This is a genomic window from Xanthomonas sp. GW, from assembly GCF_014236815.1.
In the GTDB taxonomy this organism is placed as follows: Bacteria; Pseudomonadota; Gammaproteobacteria; order Xanthomonadales; family Xanthomonadaceae; genus Xanthomonas_A.
In genome coordinates this window covers 1,921,707-1,939,584 of the sequence record NZ_CP051189.1, presented here as the reverse complement: position 1 = coordinate 1,939,584, position 17,878 = coordinate 1,921,707, and the positions used below count along the sequence as shown (strand labels likewise).

Here is a 17,878-nt window from a genome sequence, read left to right as displayed (position 1 = left end):
AGAGCGCAACGGCACGCATCGCTCCTCACCCCACACAAATCCGATCCCGCCCCCCACTCTTCGCCCGATACAACGCCACATCCGCGCGCTGCAGCAGCTGGCTCGGCGTTTCCTCTCCGCTCAGCGCGACTAGACCGGCGCTGAAGGTCACCCGCAGCGCCGGGGCGTCGGCCCACTGCAGGCGCGCGTGGAACAGGTCGCGCAGGCGCGCGGCCATGCGCTCGGCGTCGGCCAGCGGGGTGTCGCCGAGCAGCACCACGAATTCCTCGCCGCCCAGTCGCGCCGGCAGGTCGGAGCCGCGGCAGGCGCTCAGCAACAGTTGTCCGACCTCGCGCAGCACCGCATCGCCGGTGGCGTGCGAGTAGCCGTCGTTGATCTGCTTGAAGCGGTCGATGTCGATCACCAGCAGGCACAGCGGACTGCCGCCGCGCTGCGCGCGGCGCAGTTCGCGCAGCAGCACTTCGTCGAAATGGCGGCGGTTCGGCAACCCGGTCAGCGCGTCCTCGTGGGCCTGGCGCTCGAACGCGTCGGCCTGGTCCTGCAGTTCGGACAGCAACTGGCTCTTGTCGGCGTCGGCGCGCAGCAGCCGCTCGGTCTGCAGTTGCAGGGCGCCGGTGCGCTGCTTGACCAGCCGCTCCAGGCGCAGGTTGCGCCGCTTGTAGCGGGCGATCAGGTAGCGGTACAGGGCCACCAGCGCGAGCAGCAACACCAGCGCGGCAGCGGCTTGCACGCTGCCGCGTTGCCACCACAGCGGGGCGACGCTGAAGTGCCAGACCGCCTCGCGCGCGCTCCAGGCGCCATCCGGATGCGCCGCGGCCACGCGCAAGGTGTAGTCGCCGGGCGGCAGGCCGATGAATTCGACACTGCGCTGCTGGCCGCGTTCCACCCAGTCCTTGTCCAGCCCGTCGAGCCGGGTGCGGTAGCGGATGCGCTCGGGCAGCAGGTAGCTGAGCCCGACGTAGGACACCGCGATACGCGTGGCGCCGGGCAGGCGCGACTGGCGCCGCCAATCGAACGCCTGCCCGTCCAGCAGCACGTTCTCGATCGCCGCCGGCGGCGGCAGGCGCTCGCGGAAACGCTGCAGCCGGCGCGGATCGACCGTGCTGATGCCACCAGCAGTGACCAGCCACACGCTGCCGTCGCCGCGCACGATTTCCGATGGGCCGGAGCTGCCGTTGCCCTGGGCATTGGCCATGCCGTCGATCTCGTTGTAGCGTGCCACCTGCAGTCTGCTGGCGCGGCCGTCGGCGACCGCGTCCAGCGCGTCGGCGCTGGTCCGCAACACGCCGCGGTTGCTGCTGATCCAGACGTTGCCCAGGCGGTCGCGGACCAGTTGGAACACGGCGTCCACCGGCATGCCCTGCTCCAGCCCGACCCGCGCCAGGCGGCCGTCGCGATAACGGTGCAGGCCGCGGTCGGTGGAGATCCACACGTCGCGGCCCAGCGCCTGGAAGCCGAACACGCTGCGTGCGCCGCCCAGCGGTTCCAGCGGCAGCCGCTGCACGCGGCCGTCGCGCAGCACCGAGGCGCCTTCGACCGAGCCGATCCACAACGCGCCGTCGATGCTGGCCAGCGCGGTGATCAGGCCCTGCGGCAAGCCCGGCACATCGGCGACGCGCGCCTGCTCGCCGTCGATGCGCACCAAGCCGCGCTGGGTGCCGATCCACACCGTGCCGGCGGCGTCCACGCTGATCGCGCGGACGTGGCCGCTGGGCAGACCGTCGCCCTTGTCGTAGTGGCGGCGCACGCGGCCGTCGCGCAGCCGGTACACGCCGTCGGCGTAGGTGCCGACCCACAGGTCGCCGTCGTTGCCACGCGCCAGGCTCAGCACCGACGAGGCGCTGCCGTCGGCGTTGCGCAGGCCCGACGGCGCGATGCTGCCATCCGCCGTCATCCGGTCCAGGCCGGCGGCGCTGCCGATCCACAGCGCGCCGCCGGGCGCTTCCAGCAGCGCGCGCACGTAGTCGCCACTGAGTCCGTCGCGGCGCGTGTAGCTGGTGAACAGGGTTTCGCGCAGCCGGAACAGGCCGCCGTTGGCGCCGATCCAGACGCTGCCCTCGGCGTCTTCGAGCAGGCTCACCACGCGCCCGTTGGGCAACACCTCGCCCGGTGCCATGTGCTCGATGCCGTGCCGGCCGATGCGCAGCAGGCCCTGGTTCTCGGTGCCCAGCCACAGCGCGCCGTCGCGGTCGCGCAGCATCGCGGTGAAGTGGCCGTAGCCCGGCAGGCGTTGCACCAGCACGGCGCGCTCGTCCTGCAGCCGGTACACGTTCTCGCCGGCCACCAGCCACAGCGTGCCGCCGGCATCGCGGTATGGCCAGGCCAGGCCGGGCGGCAGACCGAACGATTGCGGCGCGCGCCGCAGCACGCCCTGCGCGTCGCGGTACAGCAGGCCGTCGAGGCTGCCGATCCAGACCCGGCCGCGGTCGTCCACGGCGATCCGCGGGAAGCTGTTGGCCAGCGGCAGGTCCGGCGGCGCCGGCTGGTAGTCGAAGCGGCCGTCCGGCCACAGGCAACCCAGGCCATTGCCTTCGAACAGTAGCCACATCCGCCCCTGGCGGTCTTCGGTCATGGCGTGGATCAGCGCGCGCGGCCAGCCGGGCGGCTGCCGCCAGAAGCGCCAGTTGCCGGCGCGGTCGTAGCGGCCCAGGTTGCCGCGCGAATCGCTGAGCCACAGCGCGCCGTCGCGGCCGACGTACAGCGCGCCGACGCCGTTGTCGGGCAGGCCGGGACGGGTGCTGCGGTCGATCACCGCGAAGTCCAGGCCGTTGTAGCGCACCAGGCCTTCCCAGGTGGCGAACCACAGGCGTCCGTCCGGGGTCTGCGCCAGGTCGCGCAGCGAGTTGTGCGGCAGGCCATTGCGCGAGGTCCAGGCATCCACGGCGTAGTCGCGCAGCGGCGGCGGCCCGGCCGCGGCCGGATCGGCGGCAGCGGCCGGGCCTATTCCGAGCGACAGCGCGAACAGCGCCAGCAGCAGCCACGCATGCGCGGCGCGGCGAACCGCCGCCGCATGCCCCGACGCCGCCGCCCTCACCGGGTGGATCCGGCCTGGAGAGCGCTAGCGCATGCCATCGATCCCCGTGCGGGTCGCACGAGGCTTGCGCATGCGCGGGCTGAACCAGCGAGTCGGGCGGGCGCCGCAGCACCATGACGCCGCGCCGGGCGGACGCCAGCGCGGCTCTGCGGGTCGGTGCTGCCAGGAGGCAATGGGCGCCATGCCCCGGGGCACGGCGGCCGGCCAGGATCGGCGAGACGGGGGCGATGCTGGCTCATTACCGGAACGGAACACGGGAAGAGCGCACATGGTAGGCAAAAATCCGCCGCCGCGGTGGACGCGCGTGCCGCGTTCAGCTGCGGCGCAGCGGCGCCGCCCATTGCACGCAGGCTTCAAAGCACACCGAGCCAAGCATCCGGCACCCACTGTAGGAGCGACTTCAGGTCACCTCGAACAACCCGTCATTTCACTGATGTGAGCTGCAAAGACGCTCCCGCTACGTCTGTTTGAGGAAGCCGACGTGCTTCGCAGGGGGCGCTGGGCGTCCTGGATGTGGGAAGAGCGGCCCGATTGGCCGCCTCACCCGCTCACGCGGGCGCCATGGCCCGCTGCTGCAGCCGCGCCAGCCGCATCAGGTTGTGACTGGCGACCTTCAACCCGATCACCACCGTGGCCCGTGCCAACCCGATGGTGCGCAGGCATTTACCGCCCTGCTGCGCCAGCCGCGCGAACGGGTGTTCGCCGAACACCCGGTCCTTGGCAAGCCGCCGGTTGCGGCGCTGTTCGGCCGCGCTTAGCGGCTTGCGCGCCTGGCCCTGGTGCTGAATGGCCGCCCGATAGCCGCGTTGCGTCAGATCGGCCTCCCGCGATGCGTCGGCATAGCCACTGTCCGCCCACACCGTGCGTCCGCCATTGCTGGGGTCCAGCACCTCCTCGAAGTGTCGGCTGTCATGCACGTTGGCTGCGCTCACCGCATGTCGGCGGATGAAGCCCCAACGCCGATCGGTGCTGGCGTGCAGCTTGTAGCCGTAATGCGCCTTGCCGTGCTTGCGGGTCCAGCGGGCTTGCACATCCTTCTGTGCGCGCTTAGCGTCGCTCCAGTCTTGGCCTACCTCGCCACCCTGCTTGATCTGTGCGTTCTCCTCGCGCGTGTTGCGTTGGATCGGGGCGCTGACGATGCTCGCATCGATGATCTGACCGCCACGCGCGATGAATCCCGCACGCTGCAATTGCACGCCGACCGCTGCGCTGATGTCGCCCATCACATCCTGCGCCTTGAGCCGCTCGCGCCACACACAGATCGTCTTGGCGTCAGGCACCTTGCCGCTGTGTTCCAGTCCAAGGAACTGCTGGAAACTGCGCCGATCCAGCACCTGGTACTCCAGCGCATCGTCAGAGAGGTTGTATAGCTGCTGCAACAGCAGCAGTTTGACCATCACCACCGTCGGCCAGGCCGGACGACCCCCGCGCGTACCGGTGCCCAAGGACAGCTTCGCATCGACGGCTTGGGCAATCGCTGCGAAATCGATATGGCGCGAAAGCAGGGTCAGCGGGTCGCCTATCTGCTGGCGCTTGGCTTCGCGTTCGTGTCCGGCAAACAGGCTGATCATCGCGGGGCCTCGGCTCTCTCTTCTGACCATATGATGCCAAAGAAGGAGGTTTTTAGAGGTGCCCTTCAGTCGCGACCAACGAAGCGGGAGAGCCGAACGATGTCGGCCTAGGTCGGGGCTGAAGCCCCTCCTACAAATGCGCCATGCCTGCGCATCCATTTGCTCGCGCAGCAAACCATCCGTGACTCGGACGCGAGCGCGCAGCGCCTCACCCCATGCGCTGCCGCACCGCTTCGAACAGGGTCACGCCGGTCGCCACCGACACATTGAGGCTCTCGATGTCGCCCGGCATCGGAATCTTGACCAGGCCATCGCAGTGCTCGCGGGTCAGGCGGCGCAGGCCGTCGGATTCGCCGCCCAGCACCAGCGCCACATTGCCGCGCAGGTCCTGCGCGTACAGCGAGGTTTCGGCCTCGCCGACCAGGCCGTAGATCCACACGCCCTGCTTCTGCAGGTCGCGCAGGCAGCGCGCCAAGTTGGTCACCGCCACGATCGGAATGCGATCGGCGGCGCCGGCCGAGGTCTTGCGCACGGTGGCGTTGACCGGCGCCGACTTGTCCTTCGGGATCACCACCGCGGTCGCGCCAGCCGCGGCCGCACTCCGCAGGCAGGCGCCGAGATTGTGCGGATCCTGCACGCCGTCGAGCACCAGCAGCAGCGCGCGGCCTTCGGCGGCGGCGACCAGGCCTTCCAGTTCGTTCTCGCCCCAGGTACGCGCCGCGGCATAGCGTGCGGCCACGCCCTGATGCCGCACCGAGCCGCCGACGCCGTCCAGCGCCTGGGTATTCACCCGCCGCACCTCGATGCCCTTGCGCCGCGCGTTCTCCTCGATCTCCACCAGCCGCGGGTTCTTGCTGCCCGCCTCGATCAGCACTTCGCGCACGTTGTCGGCATCGTTCTCGATCGACGAGGCCACGGCGTTGACGCCGACGATCCACTGGTTCTGCTTGCTCATGAGGCGGGGACTGCGAGGAAGGAAAGCGGGAATGGTAGGCGTTGCCGGCGCCCACGTCACATCGCAGGCGGCGCATGACCGCGTCGACCAGGGCATCCGCGTCATGTGCAGCAGGGCGACAGGACCGATGGAGCAGCGACCGCGCAGCGGTGCCAAGCTGGCGGCACGCACGAGGATCCCGTTCGCCCGGCACGAACAGAAACTGCCTGCAGCGGCCACAACGACCACCGCGACACGTCCGAACGTCTATGCGGCGGCACTGCCTCGTGCCCCACAAGCCTTCGGCGAAAATCCCGGCGAGCAGACCTGGATCGGCGTCCGGCGTGGCTCGGCGACAGCCCGCTCAGCCCGGCCAACGCTCGGTGTCGTGGTCCGGATGCTGGTGAGACACCAGTTGCGCCAGGAACGGCGCCGCGTCCAGATCGGCCTCGGTACGGATCGACGGCAGCCGATGCAGGCCGTCCACGAACGGCAGCTTGCCTTCCAGCCCGTACTGGATCCGCGGCGGCAGCGCCGCCGGATCGTCGAACGCGCCAGCGGCCACGGCGACGCCGTCCGGCGCCTCGTAGGTCAGCGGCGTGCCGCAGTCGGCGCAGAAGCCGCGCCGCACCAGATTGGAAGACTGGAAATGCTTCGGCGCGCCACGCGTCCACGCCAACTCGGCGCCGCGCGTGGACACCAGCGGCGCGTAATAGGCGCCGAACGCCTTCTGGCACATCCGGCAATGGCAGATCGAGGCGTCGTCGAGCCGGCCGCGCACCCGGAAGCGCACCGCACCGCACTGGCAACCGCCGCTGTAGTCGTCGTGGTCCATATCTGCTCTCCGCTGCGAATCGCATCGCGCAGGAAGCGCCCCCTGCGCGTCGCGCAAGGAGCCAGCGATCGCGGCGGCCGCTGGGCGGCCCGCCGCGACCCTGCGCCGTCAGTACTTCTTTTTCTTGCGCTTGGCCGGCTGCTGCTGCCCACGTTCCGGCGGCGGCGGCATGTCGGTCAGCGGCTCGCCTTCCACCACCAGGCGGAAGTCGATCTTGCGCTCTTCCATGCTCGCCTTCAGCACCAGGATGCGGACCCGGTCGCCGAGCCGGAACTGCATGCCGCGGCGCTCGCCGGACAGGGTCTTGCGCACCGCGTCGAACTGGTAATAGTCCTGCGGCAGCTGGGTCACGTGGATCAGGCCGTTGACCTTGGACTGGTCCAGCTCCACGAACAGGCCGAAGCTGGTGACGCCGCTGACCACGCCGTCGAACTGGCCGCCGACGTGCTTTTCCATCCACGCCGCGCGGTAGCGCTCGTCGACCTCGCGCTCGGCCTCGTCGGCACGGCGCTCGCGCTCGGAGCACTGCAACGCCAGCGCCGCCATCTCGCGCGGCGAATACAGGTACTTGTCCGGCGCGCCGTGGGTCAGCGCGTACTTGATCGCGCGGTGCACCAGCAGGTCGGGATAGCGGCGGATCGGCGAAGTGAAGTGCGCGTACGCCTCCAGCGCCAGGCCGAAGTGGCCGGCGTTGTCCGGCGAGTACACCGCCATGCTCTGGCTGCGCAGCAGCACCGACTCCAGCAAGGCCGCATCGGGGCGCTCGCGCACCTTCTTCAGCAGCTTGGTGTAGTCGCCCGGCACCACCTTGCTCCATGGCGGCAGGCTCAGCTTGAATTCCTTGAGGAACTCCAGCAGGTCGGCGTACTTGGACTCCGGCGGCCGCTCGTGCACGCGGTACGGCGCCGGGATGCGCGCCTCCAGCAAGTGCCGTGCCGCGGCCACGTTGGCGGCGATCATGCATTCCTCGATCAGCTTGTGCGCGTCGTTGCGCACCAGCATGCCGGCCTGGGTCACTTCGCCGGTGTTGTCGAGCACGAAGCGCACTTCCGAAGTCTCGAACTCGATCGCGCCGCGGCGCGAACGCGCCTTGGCCAGCACGTGGAACAGCTGGTACAGGCGCTCGATCTGCGGCAGCACCGCGGCCACGTCCTTGCGCACCTGCTCGTCTTTCTCGCCCACCGCCTGCCACACCTGGTCGTAGGTGAGCCGCGCATGCGAATTCATCACCGCCTCGTAGAAGCGCGCGCCGGCCACCTCGCCCTGGCGATCGATCTGCATGTCGCAGACGAAGCACATGCGGTCGACCTTCGGGTTGAGCGAACAGATGCCGTTGGACAGCGTCTCCGGCAGCATCGGCACCACGAAACCGGGGAAATACACCGAGGTCGCGCGGCGGATCGCTTCCACGTCCAGCGGCGTGCCCGGGCGCACATAATGCGACACGTCGGCGATCGCCACCACCAGGCGGAAGCCTTCGGCGTTCGGCTCGCAGAACACCGCGTCGTCGAAGTCCTTGGCGTCGGCGCCGTCGATGGTCACCAGCGGGGTCTGCCGCAGGTCAACGCGGCCCTTGATCGCGGCCGGCTCCACCGTCATCGGCACCGCCGCGGCTTCGTCGAGCACCGCCTGCGGGAATTCGTACGGCAGCTCGCGGCCGTGGATGGCGGTTTCCACCACCAGCGACGGCGTCAGCTTGTCGCCGAGCACCGCGATGATCTTGCCGATCGGCGGGCGCCGCCCGTCCGGGGTGGAGGTGAGTTCGCACACCACCAACTGGCCGTCGCGGGCCTCGCCCATCGCATCGGTCGGGATCTGGATGTTGCGTTGGATGCGCTTGTCGTCCGGCACCACGTAGGCGATGCCGCCTTCCATGCTGAAGCGGCCGATCAGCCGGCTCAGGCCGCGCTCGATCACGCGCGCGATGCTGCCTTCGCGGCGGCCGCGGCGGTCGATGCCGGTGACGTTGGCCAGCGCGCGGTCGCCATGCAGCACCTTGCGCATTTCATAGGGCGGCAGGAACAGGTCGTCGCCGCCCTCGTCCGGACGCAGGAAGCCGAAGCCGTCGGGATTGGCGATCACCACACCGGGGATCAGGTTGGTCTGCTGCACCGGCGCGTAGCCGCCGCGGCGGTTCTGCACCAGTTGCGCCTCGCGCAGCATCGCGCCCAGGCGCTTGCTCAATGCCTCCATGCGCGAAGGTTCGGTCAGGCCGAGCTGGCCGGCGAGTTCTTCCAGCGTCTGCGGGCCGTCGCAGCGGTCCAGCAACTGCAGGATCGCCTCGCGGCTAGCGATCGGCTCGGCATAGCGCTCGGCCTCGCGGGCGGCGAACGGATCGGCCACCGCAGCGGCCGGCTTCTTGCGCGAGGACGGTGCGGACACCGGCTCAGGCGGATGCAGCGGCTGCAACGGCGGCTTGGGGCTGCGCCGCAGGAAACTGGGGAGGCTGGGCATCCACGACGGCATCTTGGATTTCTTCGGCGGAGGCGGAGCCGCCGGGGCGCTGGCCTTGCTGGCGGGCGTGTCGTTGGATGCGGATTTGCCGGGCTTGCCGGACTTGGTTTTTCTATTGGTCATCCGCCCATGGTACTCGCTGGGTCGTCAACACAGGCAAACCGGCGACCGGACCCGGCGGCGGAGTGGCCCAGAAACGACGAGGCCCGCGTCAGCGGGCCGGTCGTTGCGGGAGTTCAGCGCTCCCGCGTGTTGCATGTGGTGCCCAGAAGAGGACTCGAACCTCCACGAAGTTGCCCCCGCTAGCACCTGAAGCTAGTGCGTCTACCAATTCCGCCATCTGGGCGCTGAAGGCGGCGAATTCTGCGGGCAGCGCGCGCCCTTGTCAATGCCGGCGCGCGCTGCGCGGTCCGGCGACGCGCGCCACCGCCAGACGCAGCCCGCATTTCGCGATCCCCGATCGCCACGCCAGACGACGCGCATTCGCCCGCGGCATGCGATGGCGACGGCGGCGCCTGCACCGCCGCGCGGCACCGGATCGTGCGGCAACCGCGTGGCGGCATCGGCATCCGCGAGCGCCGCGCATTCTGCAGAAAACCGCATGTTTGGCGCGGATCCGGACACGACGCGAAACCCGCGCCAGGGCGAACGGACCTGCTTCGAACAAGCGCTGTGACGCAGCCAGGAGAACGCGATTTTGTCGGTTGACCGCGCAGCTCAAAGGGCTAGCGTGCGTGCGGCGCACCACCCCTCCCCCACGCTCCGGAGTTCCGCATGAAGTCCCTGTCCCTTTCGCTGCTCGCCGCCTCGCTGCTCGCCTTCGCCCACCCTGCTGGCGCCGCCACGCCACTCGGTTCGCTCGCCGAGATCGAACGCTCGCTGGAGAGCGGCGCCTCGGTCGCGGTCGCGATCGACCTGAGCCAGTGCACGCCCAGTGCCGGCGGCGCCACCCCGACCCAGACCCGCGGCGGCCTGCGCATCGGCGCATACCGGGTGACCGAAGACGGCACCCTGTCCTTCGCCGACGAGCACATCACCGTGGGCCGCGACGGCAAGCCGATCCAGCAGTTCCTGCGTTACCAGGTGCACCCGGACAGCCGCATCGACTTCAGCATGGCCGTGTTCGCCCTGCCCGGTTACCAGCAGAACGGCGCCACGCTCGGCTACCGCTGCGCGATCAACCAGGGCCTGCGCTTCACCGCCAGCTGATGCGCCGGCAGGCGGTACGTGCGCCGCAGGCACGGCACGCGTACCGCCGAAACGCGCATGCAAAACGCCGCTTGACAGCGACGCGCGCAACCGACAAAATTCTCGGCCTGTATCGCCCAGGTGGCGGAATTGGTAGACGCACTAGCTTCAGGTGCTAGCGGGGGCAACTTCGTGGAGGTTCGAGTCCTCTCCTGGGCACCATTCGATACAGCAGCAAAGAAAAACCCGCTCCGGCGGGATTTTTTTTGCCTGCGGTTTGCTGCCGTGACGCGATGCTTCGTGCAGCGCCGCGGCCAGCGCACGGCCTCCGTGCAGGCCTGCGTGGATGTTCTGCCGTAGTCGCAACGCTCCGCCGGCAATGGCGTGTCAGGACTGAAGTCGCTTCCACCAAAGTCAGCCGCTGAAGTGTCGATGCCGCACAGCCCCTCCGCGATCGCCGGTACAGCCAGCATTCCCTACTCCAGTTCGCGGTATCGCGACCGAAGCGTCATGCCGCCAATGGTCCGGCATGCGCGGCCAGTGGCATGAGCGATTCGGCGAGCAACAGCCGCTGTCGCATGGCAGTCGCGCCGCGCCTGCAAAAACTTGCTTGACAGTCCCCGGCACTGCCAGCAGAATTCCGCGCCTGTATCGCCCAGGTGGCGGAATTGGTAGACGCACTAGCTTCAGGTGCTAGCGGGGGCAACTTCGTGGAGGTTCGAGTCCTCTCCTGGGCACCATCGATACGGCAAGCGTTGTAAACAAAAACCCGCTCCGGCGGGTTTTTTGTTGCCTGCGGCGCAGGCGATGCCGCCACTCGGCAGCGGCGAACCAACTCACTAGGATTCCGCGCCCGCATCGCCTCAACGTACGCGATCACGCCCTGGCAACCGCATGGCACCGCCCCGCACGCAATTGGCCGCCGCGCACTCAACGATCCGGCGGGCGGAACGCGCCGATGTCCACGCGCACGCCGTCCACCCACACCGCGACCATGTACGCCCGATAGCCCGGGTTGTGGCGCTCGGCGGCGCGCGCGGCCAGATACGCGTTGGCGGCGTGGACCAGCACGTACAGCGCCGGCTCCAGATGCGCCACGCGGCGCAGCTTCACTTCGTAGGTGGCCATGCCCCACCCTCCGCCACGGCGGCGGCCGCACGACGTTCGCGCGCCGCGGCCCTGCCTGCCCGGGGAAACAACGCCACGCGGCGCCATTGCGCCGCCGCTGCAACGGCAATGGAAACTAGGCGAAATACCATGCACTCCTCGGTCGTCCGTGTCCGCCGTGCGCGCCCTCACGCGTCAGCGTGGCCCGCACCGCCAAAGTATCGAATCTCCGAACATCTAGAGTCAAGCATGGCTGTACGACAAGGTTACGGATGCTCCATATCTTGGTAGGCCCCGTAACTGCAAGGCCCACCGCGATGAAAAGCTTCGGCGACCGGTTGCGCGAAGCCAGGAAAGCCGCCGGGCTCACCCAGGAACAACTGGGTTTCGCGCTGGGCGTGACCAAGTCGTCGGTGTCGGCGTGGGAGAACAATCGCGAGACCCCGAGCTTCCGCCTGTTGCCGAACCTGCGCGGCGTGCTCAAGCGCTCGCTGGACGAACTGATCTGCGGCCAGGGCAGCGCACGCCTGCACGACCTGCCGGCCGATTACGCGCTGCAGGCGCACGACACCCACGAACAGGCGCTGCTGACCCGCTACCGCAACCTGCCGGCGCGGCGCCGCGAAGCGGTGCTGGAGCTGCTCAAGCCGGACAAGGGCTGAGCGCGCCGCATCCGCCGGCAAGGCATCCCTGTAGGAGCGGCTTCAGCCGCGACAGGCGTTATCGGTAACGCGTGTCGCGGCTGAAGCCGCTCCTACAGTGTCGATCTTGACCTTGACCATTCCCTACGGGTTTCAACCGCCGACGCCAATCTCGCGTAGCGCCTCGCCCCAGATCCGGTAACCTTCCTCGCTGGGATGGGTGCTGTCGGGCATCAGCGCCTGCGGCAGGCGCCCGTCGGGCTGCAGGAAGCGCGCGCCGATGTCCAGCCAGCGCACCGCCGGATCGTGGCCGAAACGCGCGGCGAGCAGACGGTTGGTCTGCGCAATCGGCTCGCGCAGCGGCGCGTCGGCGGCGAAACCGCGCGGCAGGATGCCCATCAGCACGATCTTGCTGCGCGGCAGCCGCTGGCGCACCTCGGCGACCACCGCGGCCACGCCGTCGGCCGCTTCCTGCGGCGTGCTGGCGCGCGCGTTCTCGGTACCGGTGAGGTTGTTGGTGCCGATGTTGATCACCACCCAGCGCGGCGCCAATCCGTCCACTTCGCCCTGCCGCAGCCGCCACAGCACGTTCTGGGTGCGATCCCAGCCGAAGCCCAGGTTCAACACCTTGGCCGCGCCGAAGGTGCGCTGCCAGGCCTGCGCGCCGCCGACCCGGATGGCCTGCGGCGGCCCGCCCCAGAAGTGGGTGATCGAGTCGCCGAGCATCACCACATCGGGACGCAACCCGCGCGCCGCCTCCAGCGCCGCGTGGTGGCGCGCGTACCAGTCGTAGGAATCCTGCTCCAGCCACGGCACCGGCACCAGCGCCGGATTGATCTCGGTCATCGCCGCCAGCGGCACCCGCGGCGGCTCGCCGAGCAAACGCGCCAGGGTCGGCTCGATCGCCTCGGCCATGCGCCGCTGGCCGCGCGTATCCGGATGCAGGGCGTCGCCCGGCGGACGCAGCCGCGGGTCGTAGAACAGGCTCTGGTCGAGCGTGCCCTGGTCGAGCGCGCCGTCCTTGCGGAACACCGCGCCGATGTCGAGATAGGCCACGCGCGGATTGTCACCGTAGCGCACCGCCAGCGCGCGGTTGACCTCGGCGTCGCGCGCGCTCTTCTGCGCCGATCCGGCGCTGGGCAGCAGGCCGAGCAGCAGGATGCGCGTCTTCGGCAGGCGCTGCTCCAGCGTCGCCACCACCGCGTCGATGCCGAGCACGGTATCGGCGGCGCTCTGCTGTTCGTGGCCGGTGTTGTTGGTGCCGATCAGCAGCATCGCGACCTTGGGCTGCAGGCCATCCACTTCGCCGTGCTGCAGCCGCCACAGCACGTGCTCGGTGGCATCGCCGCTGAAGCCCAGGTTGAGCGCGCCGCGGCTGCCATAGAAGGTCTGCCAGGTCGGCTGGAAATCCTCGTCCGGCGCGTTCGCCTTGTCGTAGTTGTGGGTGATCGAGTCGCCGATCAGCAGCAGCGGCGTGTCCGGATGCGCACGCGCCTGCTCCAGCACCTGCTGGTGGCGTTGCGCCCACCAGGCTTCGTGCAGGCGGTCGGCCGGAGTGATCGCCGCCACGCTCGGCTCGGCCTGCACGCTGCCGACGCCGAGGGCGCCGAGACACAGCAGCAGCACCGCACGCTGCCGGGCGCGTGCAGCGCCGCGGCGCGGCCGCGGGGAATCCGAGCGGGACCACAAGGCGCGCAGAAAACGCTGCATGTCCGAACCTGCCGATACGTGCGAGGAAGCGGCATTCTGGTCCGCCGGTCGCCGCGGCGGCAAGCGCGCATGCATCCGCCGCACAAACGAAACCCCGCACGTGGCGGGGTTTCGTCGTTGCCGGCAAGCCGGACTCAGTGACCGCCCGCGGCAGCGGCCCCGCCACCGCCGGAAAACGGCGGCTTGGCCAGCCACAGGAAGAAGATGATGCCCAGGAACGTCCAGCCCAGCAGGTAGAAGATGTCGTTGAAGCCCATCTGCGAGGCCTGGTGGTTGATGGTGTTGTTGAGGAAGGCAGCCCCGGTCTGCAGGTCGCCCTGCCCCATCGCCTGCACCTGCTCCTGCATCCCCGGCGTATACGTGGAGATGTGCTCGGTGAGGTGCGCGTGGTGCAACTGGGTGCGCTTGGCCCACAGGTAGGTGGTCAGCGAGGCGGCGAAGCTGCCGCCCAGCGTGCGCAGGAACGTGGCCAGGCCGGAACCGGCCGCGATCTCGCGCCCGTCCAGGTCCGACAGCAGGATCTGCAGCACCGGCATGAAGAACAGCGCCACGCCCACGCCCATCAGCAACTGCACCCCGGCCACGTGGGCGAAATCGACCTGCAGGCTGAAGTCCGAACGCATGAAGCTGGTCGCCGCCATGAAGATGAAGGCGATGCTGGCGAGCATGCGCAGGTCGAAGCGCGAGGCGTACTTGCCGACGAACGGGGTCATCAGCACCGGCAGGATGCCGATCGGCGCGGTGGCCAGGCCGGCCCAGATCGCGGTGTAGCCCATGTCGCGCTGCAGCCACTGCGGGATCAGCAGCGACACGCTGAAGAACGCGGCGTAGGCCACGATCAGCGCCATGGTGCCGGCGCGGAAGTTGCGGTGCCGGAACAGGCGCAGGTTGACGATCGGATCCTTGTCGGTCAGCTCCCAGATCAGGAATACCGCCAGCGCCACCACCGAGATCGCGGCCAGCACCACGATCTTGGTCGAGCTGAACCAGTCCTCGTCGTTGCCCAGGTCCAGCACCAGCTGCAGGCAGCCGACGCCGATGATCAGGGTGATCAGGCCGACGTAGTCCATGCGCGGGCGCTCGGTCGGTTCCGGGCGGTCGCGCAGCTGCGAGCCGACCACGATCGCGGCGATGATGCCCAGCGGCACGTTGATCAGGAAGATCCATTCCCAGCTGTAGTTGTCGGTGATCCAGCCGCCCAGGATCGGGCCGGCGATCGGCGCGACCACGGTGATCATCGCCAGCAGCGCCAGCGCCTGCCCGCGTTTCTCGCGCGGGTAGATCGACACCAGCAGGCTCTGCGTGATCGGGTACATCGGCCCGCACACGAAACCCTGGATCGCGCGCGACACCACCAGCATGCCCATGCTCTGCGCCAGGCCGCACAGCAGCGAGGCGATGGTGAAGGACAGCGTGGCCCACACGAACAGTTTGGTCTCGCCGAAGCGCCGGCTCAAAAAGCCGGTCAGCGGCAGCGCGATCGCGTTGCTGACCGCGAACGAGGTGATGACCCAGGTCGCCTGCTGCGAACTGGCGCCGAGGTTGCCGGCGATGGTCGGCAACGAGACGTTGGCGATGGTGGTGTCGAGCACCTGCATGAACGAGGCCATCGCCAGGCCCACCGTGCACAACGCCACGCTGGGCGGGCGGAACGCGGCGGCCGGTGCGCCCGGAGCCCCGGGCGCGGCAGGAGTGGCAGCTTGGTTGGACATGGCCGGACTCAGTTCGCCTTGGCGGCGTCGGGCAGGTTGGCGTGGATGATCTGCGCGATGGTCTCGTCGGCCTGGCCCAACTGCTGCGCATAGACGTCGGTATCCAGCAGCGTGCCGGTGGCGAACTTGGTCGGCAACACGCCACCGTTCTGCTGGTGCAGGTTCACGTCCACCTTCATCGACAGGCCGATGCGCAGCGGGTTCTGCGCCAGCTGCTTGGGATCGATGGCGATGCGCACCGGCACGCGCTGCACGATCTTGATCCAGTTGCCGCTGGCGTTCTGCGCCGGCAGCAGCGAGAACGCGCTGCCGGTGCCCAGGCCCAGGCTCTGCACCGTGCCCTGGTAGCGCACCGCGCCGCCGTACAGGTCCGACTCCAGTTCCACCGGCTGGCCCAGGCGCATGTGCTTGAGCTGGGTTTCCTTGAAGTTGGCTTCCACCCACACCTGCTCCAGCGGCACCACCGCCATCAGCGCGGTGCCGGGCTGCACGCGCTGGCCGACCTGCACCGAACGCCGCGCGACATAGCCGGACACCGGCGCGACGATCGCGCTGCGGGCATTGTTGAGGAACGCCTGGCGCACCTGCGCGGCGGCGGCCTGCACGTCGGGCTGGTGGGCCACGCCGTTGTCGTCGATCAGCGCGCGGTTGCGCTCCACCGTCTCGCGCGAACCGCTGACCGCGGCCTCGGCGGCAGCCAGCTGGTCGCGCGCATGCGCCAGTTCCTCGGCGGAGATCGCGCCGGTGGCGACCAGGCTGCTGCGGCGGGCGACGTCGGCGCGGGCGCGCTGCAGGGTCACCTGCTGCGACGACAGTTCGGCCTGCGCGCCTTGCACGCTGCGGAACAGGCCGCGCACCTGACGCACGGTGCGCGCCAGATTGGCCTCGGCCTGCTGCAACGCGACCTGGGTGTCGGCCGGATCGAGCTTGACCAGCAACTGGCCGCGCTCCACGCGCATGCCGTCGTCGGCGCCGATGCTGACCACGGTGCCGGCCACCATCGGCGTGATCTGCACCAGGTTGCCCTGCACATAGGCGTCGTCGGTGTCTTCGTGCCAGCGGCCGGAGACGAAGTACCAGATCGCCAGCGCGATCAGCACCAGCACCACCAGCACGGCCAGGCCGCGCAGCAGCATGCCGCGCCGGCTCGGGGCGGGAGCGGAGGAATCGGGGGTCGTTGTCTGATTCATTGCAGCGGTCTCAGGAATGCGTGGAAACGGAGGAGGTCAATGGCGCGTCGGCGGCGGAGGTGGCTTCGTAGCCGCCGCCCAGCGCCTGGTTCAGGCGCACCGACACCAGGATCTGGTTGGACTGCAGCGAGGCCAGGCGTTGCTGCGCCTCGAGCAACTGCTGCTGCACGCTCAGCACGTCCAGGTAGTTGCCGATGCCGGCGCGGTAGCGCTGCTGCGCCAGGTCGAAGGCGGCCTGCGCGGTGCCCACCGCCTGCGCCTGCTGTTGCGCCTGCTGCGCCAGCGAACGCGCCGCGTTGACCTGGTCGGCGACCTCGCGCAGCGCCGCCACCAGCGCCTGGTTGTAGGTGGCCACCGCCAGGTCGTATTGCGCATCGCGCTCGGCCAGCTGGCTGCGCAGGCGGCCGCTGTCGAACAGCGGCAGGCTCACGCTCGGCGCGAACACGCCGAGCAGTGCGTCGCCCTTGAACAGGTCGGCGGGATTGGCCGCGGCGACGCCGCCGAGCGCGAGCAGATTGATGGTCGGATAGAACTGCGCCTTGGCCGCGCCGATGCTCTGCGATGCCGCCTCGACCCGCCAGCGCGCGGCGACCACGTCCGGGCGGCGCCCGAGCAGGTCGCTGGGCAGCACCGACGGCAGTTGCACCGCCACCGGGTCGAGCGGGCGCGGGCGTTCGATCTCGAGCCCGCGATCCGGACCGCGGCCAAGCAGCGCCGCCAGCGCGGTGCGCGCCTCGTCGATCTGCTGCTGCGCCGCCTGCTGCTGCTGGCGCGCGGCCGGCACCCGCGCCTCGGCCTGGCGCAGCTGCAGGTTGCTGTCGATGCCGGCGCCGACACGCTGCCGCACCAGCTTCAGGCTGTTGTCCGAGCGCGCCAGCTCCTCGCCGGCCAGGTCGTACAGGCGCCAGGCGTAGCCGAGCTGCGCATAGGCGCGGGCCACGCCGGCCGACAGGTCCAGGCGCGCGGCCTGCGCATCGACCTGCGCCGCATGCGCCTGGTCCACCGCCGCTTCCCAGGCCGCGCGCTTGCCGCCCCACAGGTCGAAGCCGTAGCTGAAGTCCAGCAGCGCCTGCTCGTTGTGGATGTACTTGCCGCCGATCTCGTCGCCGGCCAGCCCCTTGGGCAACTGCAGGCCGGTATAGCCGGCCGACAGCGACAGCTTGGCGCCGCGATCGGCATTGGCCGCGCCGGCCTGCGCCTGCGCCAGGCGCAGCCGCGCGTCGGCCGCTTCCAGGTTGGGCGTGCCCTGCAGCGCCTCGGCGATCAGCGCGTCGAGCTGCGGGTCGCCCAGCGCCTTCCACCAGTCCTGCTGCGGCCAGGCGGCCGGCGCCAGTTGGTCGGCGGCCAGGGTCTTGCCGGCCTGCAGGTGCTGGTCGGCATCGAGCCTGCGGCCCTGCGGCTCCAGGCCACGGCTGCTGGCGCAGGCGGCCAGCGCCAGGGTGAGTGCCGCGGCCGCGAACGGGCGCAAGCGATGGGACGAAGCGGAGAGGTTCATAAGCGGA

Annotated in this window: 12 protein-coding genes and 3 tRNA genes; 4 read left to right on the top strand and 11 right to left on the bottom strand. The window is 69.7% G+C overall.

Going from position 1 to position 17,878, the window contains the following annotated elements; translation table 11 throughout:
* Nucleotides 1–25 precede the first annotated feature (25 nt).
* The 6 genes from HEP73_RS08180 to HEP73_RS08155 all read right to left on the bottom strand — a co-directional run bounded on the left by HEP73_RS08180 (nt 26) and on the right by HEP73_RS08155 (nt 9,174).
* On the bottom strand, nt 26–3,034 hold the full coding sequence (locus tag HEP73_RS08180; protein ID WP_458309658.1) for a diguanylate cyclase: 3,009 nt from the start codon (nt 3,032–3,034) through the stop codon (nt 26–28).
* Nucleotides 3,035–3,582: 548 nt separating this feature from the next.
* On the bottom strand, nt 3,583–4,779 hold the full coding sequence (locus tag HEP73_RS08175) for an IS5 family transposase (RefSeq protein ID WP_255423718.1): 1,197 nt from the start codon (nt 4,777–4,779) through the stop codon (nt 3,583–3,585).
* 34 nt (nt 4,780–4,813) lie between these two features.
* Nucleotides 4,814–5,560 (bottom strand): 23S rRNA (guanosine(2251)-2'-O)-methyltransferase RlmB, encoded by a 747-nt coding sequence (rlmB, locus tag HEP73_RS08170; protein ID WP_003467227.1) that lies wholly within the window; start codon nt 5,558–5,560, stop codon nt 4,814–4,816.
* Between the two features lie 343 nt (nt 5,561–5,903).
* Complete coding sequence (locus HEP73_RS08165) at nt 5,904–6,374, bottom strand: GFA family protein (RefSeq protein ID WP_185815950.1); 471 nt, start codon at nt 6,372–6,374, stop codon at nt 5,904–5,906.
* A 108-nt stretch (nt 6,375–6,482) separates the two neighbouring features.
* Nucleotides 6,483–8,951, bottom strand: a complete 2,469-nt coding sequence (gene rnr, locus HEP73_RS08160) for a ribonuclease R (RefSeq protein ID WP_185822806.1) — start codon at nt 8,949–8,951, stop codon at nt 6,483–6,485.
* Between the two features lie 136 nt (nt 8,952–9,087).
* A tRNA-Leu gene (locus HEP73_RS08155) sits at nt 9,088–9,174 on the bottom strand.
* Between the two features lie 428 nt (nt 9,175–9,602).
* Between HEP73_RS08155 and HEP73_RS08150 the strand changes: the two genes are divergently transcribed.
* The 3 genes from HEP73_RS08150 to HEP73_RS08140 all read left to right on the top strand — a co-directional run bounded on the left by HEP73_RS08150 (nt 9,603) and on the right by HEP73_RS08140 (nt 10,756).
* The gene (locus HEP73_RS08150; RefSeq protein WP_185822805.1) at nt 9,603–10,037 is read left to right on the top strand and encodes a VirK family protein; all 435 of its coding nucleotides are present in this window, start codon (nt 9,603–9,605) and stop codon (nt 10,035–10,037) included.
* A 114-nt stretch (nt 10,038–10,151) separates the two neighbouring features.
* Nucleotides 10,152–10,238: transfer RNA gene (locus tag HEP73_RS08145), tRNA-Leu, on the top strand.
* A 431-nt stretch (nt 10,239–10,669) separates the two neighbouring features.
* Nucleotides 10,670–10,756, top strand: a tRNA-Leu gene (locus tag HEP73_RS08140).
* Nucleotides 10,757–10,946: 190 nt separating this feature from the next.
* On the opposite strand, the gene HEP73_RS08135 is transcribed toward HEP73_RS08140, so the two are convergent.
* Nucleotides 10,947–11,144, bottom strand: coding sequence for a hypothetical protein (locus tag HEP73_RS08135; protein WP_053834605.1), 198 nt, complete (start codon nt 11,142–11,144; stop codon nt 10,947–10,949).
* Between the two features lie 296 nt (nt 11,145–11,440).
* Here HEP73_RS08135 and HEP73_RS08130 point away from each other — a divergent pair, with 296 nt between their 5' ends.
* The gene (locus HEP73_RS08130) at nt 11,441–11,785 is read left to right on the top strand and encodes a helix-turn-helix domain-containing protein (protein WP_185822804.1); all 345 of its coding nucleotides are present in this window, start codon (nt 11,441–11,443) and stop codon (nt 11,783–11,785) included.
* 132 nt (nt 11,786–11,917) lie between these two features.
* Here HEP73_RS08130 and HEP73_RS08125 read toward each other — a convergent pair whose 3' ends face one another.
* The 4 genes from HEP73_RS08125 to HEP73_RS08110 all read right to left on the bottom strand — a co-directional run bounded on the left by HEP73_RS08125 (nt 11,918) and on the right by HEP73_RS08110 (nt 17,871).
* Nucleotides 11,918–13,474 carry a GDSL-type esterase/lipase family protein gene (locus HEP73_RS08125; RefSeq protein ID WP_185822803.1) on the bottom strand — a complete coding sequence of 519 codons (1,557 nt, stop codon included), beginning with the start codon at nt 13,472–13,474 and terminating at the stop codon, nt 11,918–11,920.
* Between the two features lie 134 nt (nt 13,475–13,608).
* A complete protein-coding gene (locus tag HEP73_RS08120) occupies nt 13,609–15,186 on the bottom strand; it encodes a DHA2 family efflux MFS transporter permease subunit (protein WP_185815945.1) in 1,578 nt (525 codons plus the stop codon).
* 8 nt (nt 15,187–15,194) lie between these two features.
* Nucleotides 15,195–16,376 (bottom strand): HlyD family secretion protein, encoded by a 1,182-nt coding sequence (locus HEP73_RS08115; RefSeq protein ID WP_185815944.1) that lies wholly within the window; start codon nt 16,374–16,376, stop codon nt 15,195–15,197.
* 10 nt (nt 16,377–16,386) lie between these two features.
* Complete coding sequence (locus HEP73_RS08110; protein WP_185822802.1) at nt 16,387–17,871, bottom strand: efflux transporter outer membrane subunit; 1,485 nt, start codon at nt 17,869–17,871, stop codon at nt 16,387–16,389.
* Nucleotides 17,872–17,878: the final 7 nt, after the last annotated feature.